Source organism: Streptomyces sp. NBC_01474 (genome assembly GCF_035918215.1).
GTDB classification, from domain to species: domain Bacteria; phylum Actinomycetota; class Actinomycetes; order Streptomycetales; family Streptomycetaceae; genus Streptomyces; species Streptomyces aureus.
Genome location: NZ_CP109449.1, coordinates 3437659 through 3450349, shown reverse-complemented (window position 1 = coordinate 3450349; position 12691 = coordinate 3437659). Strand labels below are relative to the sequence as shown.

At 67.5% G+C, this 12691-nt stretch carries 9 protein-coding genes; all 9 read left to right on the top strand.

Annotated features, from left to right (window positions below):
- Positions 1-406 precede the first annotated feature (406 nt).
- The 9 genes from ngcE to OG758_RS15950 all read left to right on the top strand — a co-directional run bounded on the left by ngcE (position 407) and on the right by OG758_RS15950 (position 12610).
- A complete protein-coding gene (gene ngcE, locus OG758_RS15990) occupies positions 407-1855 on the top strand; it encodes an N-acetylglucosamine/diacetylchitobiose ABC transporter substrate-binding protein (RefSeq protein ID WP_326710633.1) in 1449 nt (482 codons plus the stop codon).
- Positions 1856-1915: 60 nt separating this feature from the next.
- Entirely contained in the window at positions 1916-2839 is a 924-nt protein-coding gene (locus OG758_RS15985) for a carbohydrate ABC transporter permease (RefSeq protein ID WP_326710632.1), read from the top strand.
- Between the two features lie 106 nt (positions 2840-2945).
- Positions 2946-3848 (top strand): carbohydrate ABC transporter permease, encoded by a 903-nt coding sequence (locus OG758_RS15980; RefSeq protein ID WP_326715938.1) that lies wholly within the window; start codon positions 2946-2948, stop codon positions 3846-3848.
- Positions 3849-4066: 218 nt separating this feature from the next.
- Entirely contained in the window at positions 4067-5266 is a 1200-nt protein-coding gene (locus OG758_RS15975) for an ROK family transcriptional regulator (RefSeq protein ID WP_326710631.1), read from the top strand.
- 133 nt (positions 5267-5399) lie between these two features.
- On the top strand, positions 5400-6512 hold the full coding sequence (locus tag OG758_RS15970; RefSeq protein WP_326715937.1) for a substrate-binding domain-containing protein: 1113 nt from the start codon (positions 5400-5402) through the stop codon (positions 6510-6512).
- Between the two features lie 232 nt (positions 6513-6744).
- The gene (locus OG758_RS15965) at positions 6745-7536 is read left to right on the top strand and encodes an ATP-binding cassette domain-containing protein (protein WP_326710630.1); all 792 of its coding nucleotides are present in this window, start codon (positions 6745-6747) and stop codon (positions 7534-7536) included.
- Positions 7533-8819, top strand: coding sequence for a sugar ABC transporter permease (locus OG758_RS15960; RefSeq protein WP_326710629.1), 1287 nt, complete (start codon positions 7533-7535; stop codon positions 8817-8819). The genes OG758_RS15965 and OG758_RS15960 overlap by 4 nt, the downstream gene beginning before the upstream one ends.
- A gap of 224 nt (positions 8820-9043) precedes the next feature.
- Positions 9044-10969, top strand: a complete 1926-nt coding sequence (gene dxs, locus OG758_RS15955) for a 1-deoxy-D-xylulose-5-phosphate synthase (protein WP_326710628.1) — start codon at positions 9044-9046, stop codon at positions 10967-10969.
- A gap of 147 nt (positions 10970-11116) precedes the next feature.
- Positions 11117-12610 (top strand): amino acid permease, encoded by a 1494-nt coding sequence (locus tag OG758_RS15950; protein ID WP_326710627.1) that lies wholly within the window; start codon positions 11117-11119, stop codon positions 12608-12610.
- The last annotated feature ends 81 nt before the right edge of the window (positions 12611-12691 follow it).

The window sequence follows — 12691 nt, the reverse complement described above, 5'->3', positions numbered from 1 at the left end:
GGGTGTTGGGATCGGCGCGTGCGACGCGCGGGGCGAGAAGACTGGCGCGACCATCCATTAAGCGAGGTCATCCGTCGTCCGGGGCGCGCACGGGCCGCTCATGGGTGCCTCATATATCCGAGAGGTCTCAACTCGGGAAAGAACGCCGTCCAAACCTGCATTCGATCTTGCCCAGTTGATGTGAAGTGGACTATACCTGTCGGCGTCTGCCCAGCCGTTTTCACCGGCCGCGGACAGCGCGGGGGGATGGGGGAAACGGTGAGGCGCGTATCCGAGCGCCGTCGGCCGTGTGTTTCCGACCGATCCCGGCGTGTAGACATCAGGCACGACCCCAGCTTCACATCACCGCGGTGCCGGGGAGGATCCGGTTCACCGCCTGAGTCCTGGAGAAGGCGAGGACTTGAGCATGGGATCCACTTCCGCCCAGAACAACGGTGAGGGCTTCGGCCGTCGCGATCTGATCAAGCGGTCCGCCGCACTCGGTCTGGTCGCCGTTCCCACGATGAGCTTCCTGTCGGCCTGTGCGAGCAGCGACAGCGGTTCGGGGGACAAGGCCAAAAAGGGCAAGACGTCCAAGAAGAACCCGCTCGGCGTGAACGAGACCGCGCCGCTCGCAGTCACCATCTTCGACGGCGGCTTCGGCACGAAGTACGCCACGGACGCCAACGCCGAGTACAAGAAGGCGTTCCCCAAGGCCAAGATCCAGTTCCACGCGACGCAGAAGATCCAGTCGGAGCTCCAGCCGAAGTTCAACGGCGGCACGCCCCCCGACCTGATCGACAACTCGGGCGCCGAGCAGATGGACATGGGCGTCCTCGTCGGCAAGAAGCAGCTCACCGACCTGACGCCGCTCCTGGACGCGCCCTCGGTCGACGACCCGTCCAAGAAGGTCCGCGACACCCTGCGCCCGGGCATCGTCGAGATGGGCCAGTTCGACGGCGACCCGGTCTGGATCATGTACTACGCGTACACGGTCTACGGCGTCTGGTACTCGCAGAAGGCCCTGGACGGCCTCGACGCGCAGTACCCGGAGACCTGGGACGACATGCTCGCCCTGTGTGCCAAGGCGAAGAAGAAGGGCATCGCCGGCTGGACGTACGCGGGCAAGTACCCGTACTACCTGCCGTTCTCGCTCTACCCCTTCATCGCCAAGATCGGCGGCCGCGAGGTTCTCGACAAGATCGACAACCTGGAGCCGAACGCCTGGAAGGACCCGGCCGTCAAGTCCGCCTTCGAGGCGTACTACGAGCTGTACAAGAAGGGCTACGTCCTCAAGGGCACGCCCGGTATCGACCACATCCAGTCGCAGACCGCGTGGGCCAAGGGCAAGGCGCTGTTCATCCCGAACGGCTCCTGGGTCGAGAACGAGTCCGCGAAGGTCATCCCCGCCGACTTCCAGCTGTCGGTCGGCGCGCCCACCGGCCTCGACTCGAGCGACAAGATGCCGTTCGGCACCATCTGGGCCTCCGGCGGTGAGCCCTTCATCGTCCCGGCGAAGGCGAACAACGCCGAGGGCGGCATGGAGCAGCTGCGCATCATGCTCTCCGAGGCCTCCTCGAAGAACTTCACCTCCTCGGTCAAGTCGCTCACCGCGTTCAACGGCGGCACCGACGGCATCGAGCTGACCCCGGGCCTCAAGTCCGGTGTCGCGGCGCTCGAGAAGGCCGGCGAGAACGTCGTCAACCCGCGCCTCCAGGACTGGTACGTCAAGCTCCAGAAGGAGCAGATCGGCGTCTCCTGCCTGGGCGAGATGATGGCGGGACGGCTGACCCCGGCCGAGGCCATCAAGAAGGCGCAGGGCTACGCGGACGCGGCCGCCAAGGACTCGTCCATCAAGCACTACAAGCACCAGTAAGAGCTCGTGCGCACGCGTCATCAGCGGCGGCACCCGCGAATCGATCGGGGTCGGTAAACCATGCAACACGGCAAGTACAGGTTCATCGTGGGGTTCCTGGCGGCCCCCTTGGCGTTGTATGCAGTCTTCGTCATCTGGCCTTTCGTCCAGTCCATTTACTATTCGTTCACGGACTGGACCGGCCTGAGCCCGGACTTCAAGATGGTCGGCTTCGCCAACTACAAGAGGATGTTCGAGGACGACGTCTTCTGGAAGTCCTTGCAGCACAGCGTGTTGCTGGCATTGCTGCTGCCGCTGGTGACGCTGGGCCTCGCGCTCTTCTTCGCCTTTATGCTCAATGTCGGTGGGCGGCGCCGGAAAGGCACCGCCATCACCGGAGTACGTGGTTCCGGGTTCTACAAGATCGCGTATTTCTTCCCGCAGGTGCTTTCGATCGCGATCGTCGCCATCCTGTTCCGGTTCGCCTTCAATCCCAATGACGGCGTGATCAACGGGACACTGAAGGCGATCGGTCTCGGCAGCATCCAGCCGGACTGGCTGGGTGACCCGAACTTCGCTCTGTGGTGCGTCATGGCCGTCCTGGTCTGGAGCACCGTCGGATTCTTCGTCGTGCTCTTCTCGGCGGGCATGGCGTCCATTCCGAAGGACTTCTACGAGGCGGCGCTGCTCGACGGCGCGAGCCGGTTCACCACCTTCTTCAAGATCACGCTGCCGCTGCTCTGGGACACGGTGCAGTCCGGCTGGGTCTACATGGGCATCCTCGCCCTCGGCGCGGAGGCCTTCGCCTCGGTGCAGATCATGACGGTGGGCCCCGGCGGCCCCGCCTACTCGACCACGGTCCTTCCGCTGTACGTCTACCAGTCGGCCTTCCGTGACGCCAACGCCGCCTACGCCACCACGATCGGCGTCGCCCTGCTCATCGTCACGCTGCTCTTCGCGGCGGTCGTGATGCGGCTCGGCCGGCGCGAGCGGCTGGAGTTCTGATGCAGTGCCTTCCCGGGGGGCACGCCCCGGACAACCGGCCGCAAGGCAGGCCAGACCAGATGCCCGGCGCTCCATCGCGAGGTGAACGACAGTGAAGACGACCGACATGCCTCCGTCCGCGGAACCGGTCGAGGACCGTCCACTCGTGACGAAGACGGACGGGCCGGCGAAGGAGAAGAGCAGCGAGGGCGGCGTCCTCAACGTCTTCTCGCACGGCATCCTCGTCATCTGGGCGATCATGGTCGTCCTGCCGCTGCTCTGGGCGGTGATGACGTCCTTCAAGGACGACAACTCGATCTTCAGCTCGCCCTGGTCGCTGCCGGACAAGCTGCACTTCGACAACTGGTCGCGCGCCTGGTCCCAGGCGCACATGAGCGACTACTTCGCCAACACCCTGATCGTGGTGGGGTTCTCGCTCGTCGGCACGCTCGTGCTCGGCTCCATGGCCGCGTACGTCCTGGCCCGCTTCGACTTCCCCGGGAACCGGTTCATCTACTTCCTCTTCGTCGGAGGAATGAGCTTCCCGATCATGCTGGCCCTGGTGCCGCTGTTCTACGTGCTGAACAACATGCAGCTCCTGAACACGCTGCCGGGCCTGATCATCGTCTACATCGCGTACTCGCTGCCGTTCACGGTCTTCTTCCTGACGTCGTTCTTCAGGACGCTGCCGACGTCGATCGCGGAGGCGGCCTTCGTCGACGGTGCCTCGCACACCAGGACGTTCTTCCAGATCATGCTGCCGATGGCCAAGCCCGGCCTGATCAGCGTGGGGATCTTCAACTTCCTGGGGCAGTGGAACCAGTACATGCTGCCGACGGTGCTCAACACCGACCAGGACAAGAAGGTGCTGTCCCAGGGTCTCGTGGAGCTCGCGACCAGCCAGGGCTACAAGGGCGACTGGTCGGGCCTGTTCGCGGGCCTGGTCATGGCGATGCTGCCGGTGCTCGTGGCCTACATCATCTTCCAGCGCCAGGTCGTGCAGGGCCTGACCGCGGGGGCGCTCAAGTAACGCCTCGGACACGTCGGGTGAGGGCCCGGTTCCGGAACATCTCGTCCGGAACCGGGCCCTCACCCATGTCCGCGCACGTGTGTGCTCTTCTGTGCTCTTCTGCGCCGGGTATCGCTCAAGCTCTTGACGGGAGGCAACCCGAAAGGCTCAGCTTAGAGTTCAATAGTTGGACATACGCCGAGGCCTCATCGAAGCGGCCTCGCACGCAGGAGGTCGTCGTGGAGACTCCGGGGTCGCAGTCGTCGCTGCATCGGGCCAATCTCGAGCGGGTCGTACGCGCCGTGCGGCTCGCCGGATCGCTCACGCAGGCGGAGATCGCGAGGACGACCGGCCTGTCCGCGGCCACGGTCTCCAACATCGTCCGTGAGCTGAAGGACGGCGGCACGGTCGAGGTCACCCCCACCTCGGCGGGCGGCCGGCGGGCCCGCAGCGTCTCGCTCAGCGGTGACGCGGGCATCGTCATCGGTGTCGACTTCGGCCACACCCACCTGCGCGTGGCGATCGGCAACCTCGCCCACCAGGTGCTCGCCGAGGAGGCCGAGCCCCTCGATGTGGACGCCTCCGCGGCGCAGGGCTTCGACCGGGCCGAGGAGCTCGTCGAGCGGCTCGTCGCGGCCACCGGCGTGGACCGTACGAAGGTGGCGGGCGTCGGGCTCGGCGTACCGGGCCCCATCGACGTGGAGAGCGGCACGCTGGGCTCCACGTCGATCCTGCCGGGCTGGACCGGCACCAAGCCCGCCGAGGAGATGAGCAGGCGCCTCGGCGTGCCCGTGCACGTCGACAACGACGCCAATCTGGGCGCCCTCGGCGAGCTGGTCTGGGGCAGCGGGCGCGGCGTCAAGGACCTCGCGTACATCAAGGTCGCCAGCGGTGTCGGCGCCGGGCTCGTGATCGACGGGAAGATCTACCGGGGGCCCGGCGGGACCGCGGGCGAGATCGGGCACATCACGCTCGACGAGTCCGGCCCTGTCTGCCGCTGCGGCAACCGCGGCTGCCTGGAGACCTTCACCGCCGCCCGCTACGTGCTGCCGCTCCTGGAGTCCAGTCACGGCACCGGACTGACCATGGAGTCCGTCGTGCGGCTCGCGCGGGACGGCGACCCGGGGTGCCGGCGGGTGATCGCCGACGTGGGGCGTCACATCGGCAGTGGTGTCGCGAATCTCTGCAACCTGCTCAACCCCAGCCGGGTCGTCCTCGGCGGCGATCTGGCGGAGGCCGGAGAGCTGGTCCTGGGGCCCATCAGGGAGTCCGTGGGGCGCTATGCGATCCCCAGCGCGGCCCGCCAACTGTCCGTCCTTCCAGGGGCGTTGGGCGGCCGCGCCGAAGTGCTCGGGGCGCTCGCCCTGGCGCTCAGCGAGATGGGCGATTCGACCCTTTTGGACGGATCTCTGTCCGTGGCGACACCTGCCTTCACTTAGAGAACGCATGACACCGTTGCCATCTCGTTAAGGATTTACTCCTTGACGCCGGGGTTGCGGCCGAGTTGACTTCCCGCTACCTCGGCCGCAACGTCGCGGCCTCGTCAGGGAGGTTTCTGAAGTGAACACGCGTATGCGTCGTGCCGCCGTTGCGTTCTGTGCCACTGGTATGGCCGTCTCTCTCGCCGCTTGCGGCAGCGCCAAGGAGTCCGGCGACAAGGGCAGCGGCGACAAGGCGAGCCCCAAGAAGGGCGACGCCATCACTGTCGGCCTGCTGCTGCCGGAGAACCAGACCGCGCGCTACGAGAAGTTCGACAAGCCGATCATTGAGAAGCAGATTTCGACGCTGACCAATGGCAAGGGCAAGGTCGAGTACCTGAACGCCAAGCAGGACGCGACCGTCCAGTCCCAGCAGATCGACACGATGATCACCAAGAAGGTCGACGTGCTGATCCTGGACGCGGTCGACTACAAGGCCGTCGCCGGCGGCGTGAAGAAGGCCAAGGACGCCGGCATCCCCGTCGTCGCGTACGACCGCCTGGCCGAGGGTCCGATCGCCGCGTACACCTCGTTCGACAACGAGGAGGTCGGCAAGACGCAGGGCGAGGCGCTCCTGAAGGCCATGGGCTCCAAGGCCACCAAGAGCAGCAAGATCGTCATGATGAACGGCGCGATCACCGACCCGAACGCCGCCTTCTTCAAGAAGGGCGCCCTCTCCGTGCTCAAGGACAAGGTGACCGTCGCCAAGTCCTACGACACCAAGGAGTGGAAGCCGGAGAACGCCAACTCCAACATGGAGGCCGCGATCTCCGCGATCGGCAAGGACAAGATCGCCGGCGTCTACTCCGCCAACGACGGCATGGCGGGCGGCATCATCACCGCCCTGAAGGCCGCGGGCCTGAGCAAGCTCCCGCCGGTCACCGGCCAGGACGCCGAGCTCGCGGGTGTGCAGCGGATCGTCACGGGCGACCAGAACATGAGCGTCTTCAAGTCGTACCCGCAGGAGGCCGAGACCGTCGCCAAGATGGCCGTCTCGATCGCCAAGACGGGCAAGCTCGACAGCTCCCTGGAGACCAGCACGGTCGACAGCGGCACCGAGAAGGGTGTCCCCTCCGTGATCGTCCCGGTGGTCTCCCTGACCCAGGACAACATCCAGGACACGGTCGTCAAGCAGGGCTACTACACCCTGGGCGAGATCTGCACGGCCAAGTACAAGGCCGCCTGCGACAAGATCGGCCTGAAGTAACCAGGCCGGAGTCGCCTCGGCAACTCCCTGGTCCTGCACGGGACATGAGCGCACCGTGAAGGTGCGCCCCGTGTGAGCACGTCCGGCGCCCCGCCGCCGACAGCCCCGCAAGCTCAACGGCGGGGCGCCGGACGGAACGACGTACGACAGCACCATCCCTGCGCGTACGCACCCCCCTCTCAGTCTCTTCTGTTCAACCTCCCGCCGGGTCAGGCCTTTGGCGGCGAAGGAGATGGTTCACGTGTCCGCTACGCCCGTGCTGGCGTTGCGCGGAGTCTCCAAGCGATTCGGTGCCGTCCAGGCGCTCACCGATGTAGAGCTTGAGGTCCACGCCGGTGAGGTGGTCGCCCTGGTCGGCGACAACGGTGCCGGAAAGTCCACCCTTGTCAAGACGATCGCCGGTGTGCACCCCATCGATGAAGGTGTCATCGAGTGGGACGGCAAGGCCGTCGCGGTCAACAAGCCGCACGACGCCCAGAATCTGGGCATCGCGACCGTCTACCAGGACCTCGCGCTGTGCGACAACATCGACGTCGTCGGCAACCTCTTCCTGGGCCGTGAGCTCAAGCGCCGCGGTGTCCTCGACGAGGTCGAGATGGAGCGCCGCTCCAGGGAGCTCCTCGAGACGCTCTCCATCCGCATCCCGAGCGTGCGCATCCCGATCGCCTCGCTCTCCGGCGGTCAGCGCCAGGTCGTGGCCATCGCCCGCTCCATGCTCGGCGAGCCCAAGCTGGTCATCCTCGACGAGCCGACGGCAGCCCTCGGTGTCGAGCAGACCGCGCAGGTCCTCGACCTCGTCGAGCGTCTTCGCGAGCGCGGCCACGCGGTCATCCTCATCAGCCACAACATGGCCGATGTGAAGGCCGTCGCCGACAAGGTCGCCGTCCTGCGGCTCGGCCGCAACAACGGCGTTTTCGAGGTCAAGACCACCTCGCAGGAAGAGATCATCTCCGCCATCACCGGCGCCACGGACAACGCCGTGACCCGTCGTGCGGCGCGCACCAACGCGGAGGCTCAGAAGTGAGCATCGAAAAGACCGACAAGCCGCAGGCCCCCGTGGACGCCCCGGCGGTCGCCGGCGACGCGAGCGTGGCCATCGACCCCCGCCTCCTCGTGCGCGAGCAGGGATTCGCGGGCTACATAGGCGAGTTCAAGCGCAAGATGCGCGCCGGTGACCTCGGCGCGACGCCGGTCGTCATCGGCCTGATCGTCATCTGCGCGATCTTCCAGAGCCTCAACTCGGCGTTCCTGGGCGCGGAGAACCTCAACAACATCTTCGTCGCCATGGTCGCGACGGGCATGATGTCGGTCGGCATCATCTTCGTGCTGCTGCTCGGCGAGATCGACCTGTCGGTGGGCTCGGTCTCGGGTGTCTCCGCGGCGATCACGGCGGTGATGAGCGTCACCCACGGCGTCAACGAGTGGCTCGCGGTCCTCACCGCCCTCGCCGCCGGTGCCGTCATCGGCGCCCTGCACGGCTTCTTCTTCGCCCGGATCGGCGCCCCCGCGTTCGCCGTGACCCTGGCCGGCCTGCTGTTCTGGAACGGCTTCATGCTCCAGATCCTCGGCTCCAACGGCACGATCAACATCGACGGCGACGGCGTGATCGGCAAGCTCACCACGTACTACTTCTCGGACGTCGCGGCCGCCTACGGGCTCGCGATCGTCGCGGTTGCCGCGTACTTCCTGACGGCGTTCCTCGGCAACCGGCGCCGCGAGGCCGCCGGCATCCCGTCCCGCCCGATGAGCGAGCTCGTGCTGCGCACGGTGCTGCTCGCGATCGCGGCCTTCGCCGTGGCGATCATGTTCAACCAGTACAAGGGCCTGCCGCTCGCCGTGCTGCTGTTCGCGATCGTCCTGGTCGCCTCCGACTTCGTGCTGCGCCGCACCTCGTACGGCCGCAAGATTTTCGCGCTCGGCGGCAGCGTCGAGGCGTCGCGCCGCGCCGGTATCAACGTCACGGCGATCCGCGTCTCGGTCTTCGCCGTCGCGGGCCTGTTCGCGGCGGTCGGCGGCCTCTTCTGGGCCTCCAAGATCGCGGCGGCCAACCAGAGCGCCGGTTCCGGCGACCTCCTGATGAACGTCATCGCGGCGGCTGTCATCGGCGGCACCAGCCTCTTCGGCGGCCGGGGCCGCACCTGGAACGCCCTGCTCGGTGTCCTCGTGATCACGTCGATCCAGTACGGCCTGGCCCTCCAGGGCATCGCCACCCCGATCCAGTACATGATCACCGGCGGCGTGCTCCTCGCCACGGTCGTCATCGACTCGGTCACCCGCAAGACCCAGAAGTCGGCCGGCCGCGCCTAGGCCCCTTCGCCCCAGCGGCCCGTACCTCCCTGATCCTGTGCCCGGCGCCAATGACGACGCCGGGCACAGCCATGTCATGAGAGCGCTACCGAACGTGCGTACCCCTCGGGTACGGCCGATCGCGTGATGTACAACGCACAGCCCTGGCGCAGCGCGCCAAGGCGGAACATTAGACTCGACAGGCCCGGCAAAAGCTCGAACAGCTCTATCGCAAGGAGGCACGGGTGCCGCTGCTGACCCGCATCACGGGACCGCGCGATCTGGACCGGCTCAGCCTGGAACAGCTGGACCAGCTGGCCGGCGAGATCCGGACCTTCCTGGTCGACGCGGTATCCAAGACCGGCGGCCACCTCGGCCCCAACCTCGGCGTCGTCGAGCTCACCATCGCGCTGCACCGCGTGTTCGACTCGCCGAAGGACCGGGTGCTCTTCGACACCGGTCACCAGTCCTACGTGCACAAGCTGCTCACGGGCCGCCAGGACTTCGGCAAGCTGCGCACCAGGGGCGGCCTGTCCGGCTACCCCTCGCGCGCCGAGTCCGACCACGACGTGATCGAGAACTCGCACGCCTCCACGGTCCTCGGCTGGGCCGACGGCCTCGCCAAGGCGAACGAGGTGCGCGGCAAGGACGACCACGTCGTCGCCGTGATCGGCGACGGAGCCCTCACCGGCGGCATGGCCTGGGAGGCCCTGAACAACATCGCGGCCGCCAAGGACCGCCCCCTCGTGATCGTCGTCAACGACAACGAGCGCTCGTACGCCCCCACCATCGGCGGCCTCGCCAACCACCTGGCCACGCTGCGCACCACGGACGGCTACGAGCGGTTCCTGGCCCGCGGCAAGGACCTCCTGGAGCGCACGCCGGTCGTCGGCAGGCCGCTCTACGAGACCCTGCACGGCGCGAAGAAGGGCCTCAAGGACTTCATCGCCCCGCAGGGCATGTTCGAGGACCTCGGCCTGAAGTACGTCGGCCCCATCGACGGCCACGACATCGAGGCCCTGGAGTCGGCCCTGGCCCGCGCCAAGCGGTTCGGCGGACCGGTCATCGTGCACTGCCTCACCGAGAAGGGCCGCGGCTACAAGCCCGCCGAGCAGGACGAGGCCGACCGCTTCCACGGCATCGGCCCGATCCACCCGGACACCGGCCTGCCCATCAAGGCCTCGGCCGCCAGCTGGACATCCGTCTTCGGCGACGAGATGGTCAAGCTCGGCCACGACCGCGAGGACATCGTCGCCATCACCGCCGCGATGCTCCAGCCCGTCGGCCTGAAGAAGTTCGCCGACGCGTTCCCGGACCGCATCTACGACGTCGGCATCGCCGAGCAGCACGCCGCCACCTCGGCCGCGGGTCTCGCCACCGGCGGGGTGCACCCGGTCTTCGCGGTCTACGCGACGTTCCTCAACCGCGCCTTCGACCAGGTCCTCATGGACGTCGCGCTGCACAAGTGCGGTGTCACCTTCGTCCTGGACCGGGCCGGCGTCACGGGCGACGACGGCGCCTCGCACAACGGCATGTGGGACATGTCCATGCTCCAGGTCGTCCCCGGCCTGCGCCTGGCCGCCCCGCGCGACGCCGAGCAGCTGCGCGCCCAGCTGCGCGAGGCCGTCGAGGTCGACGACGCGCCGACCGTCGTCCGCTACTCGAAGGGCGTCGTCGGACCCGCGGTCCCGGCCGTCGGCAAGGTCGGCGCCATGGACGTGCTGCGCAGGCCGTCCGCGGCCAAGCCGGACGTGCTCCTCGTCTCCGTCGGGGCGCTCGCCCCGATGTGCCTGGAGATCGCCGGCCTCCTCGACAAGCAGGGCATCACCACGACCGTCGTCGACCCGCGCTGGGTCAAGCCGGTCGACGAGGCGCTCGCGCCGCTCGCCGAGCAGCACCGTGTCGTCGTCACCGTCGAGGACAACTCCCGTGTGGGAGGCGTAGGTTCAGCCGTCGCGCAGGCCCTGCGCGACGCGGGCGTCGACGTACCGCTGCGTGACTTCGGCATCCCGCCGCGCTTCCTCGACCACGCCTCGCGCAAGGAGGTCATGGCCGAGATCGGCCTCACGGCCCCCGACATCGCGCGTCAGGTCACCGGTCTGGTCGCCAAGCTGGACGGCCGCTTCGAGCGCGCGACGGCCACCGACGCGGTGGAGCCCGCGCGCGACTGACCCCCACAGGCTGCTCCATGGGCCGGTCCTCCCACCCCGCAAGGGTGGTGGGACCGGCCCATTCGCGTGAATGCGCCCGCGCCGGGACATAAGGAGCGAAAGCCCCCTCGATCATGTCGAGGACGACGATGCGTGGGAGGTACGACCGTGAGCAGCACCCTCTTCAGGACGAAGAAGGTCGAACAGTCGATCTTGGACACTGAGGAGCCGGAGCACGCACTCAAGAAGTCGCTGTCCGCTCTGGACCTCACCGTGTTCGGTGTCGGTGTCATCATCGGCACCGGCATCTTCGTCCTCACGGGCAAGGTCGCCAAGGAGAACGCGGGCCCCTCGGTGGCCCTCGCCTTCGTCGTGGCCGGCGTCGTCTGCGGCCTGGCCGCGCTGTGCTACGCGGAGTTCGCTTCCACCGTCCCGGTCGCCGGATCCGCCTACACCTTCTCGTACGCGTCGCTCGGCGAACTCCCCGCCTGGATCATCGGCTGGGACCTGGTCCTCGAGTTCGCGCTCGGCACGGCGGTGGTCGCCGTCGGCTGGTCGGGCTATGTGCGCTCGCTGCTGGACAACGCCGGCTGGCATCTGCCCGAATCGCTGAGCGGGCGGGACGGGGCCACGGGGTTCGGCTTCGACATCCTCGCCGCCGCCCTGGTCCTGGTGCTCACCGTCATCCTCGTCCTCGGGATGAAGCTCTCCGCCCGCGTCACCACGGTCGTCGTCGCCATCAAGGTGGCCGTCGTCCTCATCGTGATCATCGCGGGGGCCTTCTTCGTCACGGCCGACAACTACAAGCCCTTCATCCCGAAGGCGCGGCCGCAGGAGGCGGGCAGCAGCATCCAGTCCCCGCTCGTGCAGCTGATGTTCGGCTACACGCCCACCGACTTCGGCGTCATGGGCATCTTCACCGCCGCCTCCGTCGTGTTCTTCGCCTTCATCGGCTTCGACGTCGTGGCCACCGCCGCCGAGGAGACGAAGAACCCGCAGCGGGACATGCCGCGCGGCATCCTGGGCTCCCTCCTCATCTGCACCACGCTCTACGTGGCGGTGTCGATCGTCGTCACGGGCATGCAGAAGTACAGCGAGCTGTCCATCGACGCCCCGCTCGCGGACGCCTTCAAGGCGACCGGGCACCCCTGGTACGCGGGTGTCATCAGCTTCGGCGCCGCGATCGGCCTGACGACGGTCTGCCTGATCCTCCTCCTGGGCCAGACCCGGGTGTTCTTCGCGATGAGCCGCGACGGGCTGCTGCCCCGCTTCTTCTCCGTCGTCCACCCGAGGTTCAAGACCCCGTACCGGCCGACCATCCTGCTCGGCGTGATCATCGCGATCCTGGCCGGGTTCACCAGCCTCAGCGAGCTCGCGGAACTGGTGAACATCGGCACGCTCTTCGCGTTCGTCGTCGTCGCGCTCGGCGTCGTCATCCTGCGCCGCACCCGCCCCGACCTGCCCCGCGCCTTCCGCACCCCCCTGGTGCCGTTCATCCCGATCCTGTCGGTGCTCGCGTCCCTGTGGCTGATGCTGAACCTGCCCGCGGAGACCTGGATCCGCTTCGGTATCTGGATGGCCATCGGCTTCATCGTGTACTTCGCGTACGGGCGCTCGCACAGCCGGCTGGGGCGGCAGGAGGAGGCAGGCAAGGGGGCGTGAGTCGCCCGGCGGGGCGAGTGTGGGGGTGCCCCTCTGTCGACAGCGGCACGCCTATGATAGTAAATTTCAGGATCCGTGCGC

Excerpts from the sequence above, each read along its gene's own strand:
- OG758_RS15980 (WP_326715938.1), top strand. The coding sequence starts at position 2,946 with ATGCCTCCGTCCGCGGAACCGGTCGAGGACCGTCCACTCGTGACGAAG.
- ngcE (WP_326710633.1), top strand. The coding sequence starts at position 407 with ATGGGATCCACTTCCGCCCAGAACAACGGTGAGGGCTTCGGCCGTCGC.
- OG758_RS15970 (WP_326715937.1), top strand. The coding sequence starts at position 5,400 with ATGCGTCGTGCCGCCGTTGCGTTCTGTGCCACTGGTATGGCCGTCTCT.
- OG758_RS15985 (WP_326710632.1), top strand. The coding sequence starts at position 1,916 with ATGCAACACGGCAAGTACAGGTTCATCGTGGGGTTCCTGGCGGCCCCC.
- OG758_RS15965 (WP_326710630.1), top strand. The coding sequence starts at position 6,745 with ATGGTTCACGTGTCCGCTACGCCCGTGCTGGCGTTGCGCGGAGTCTCC.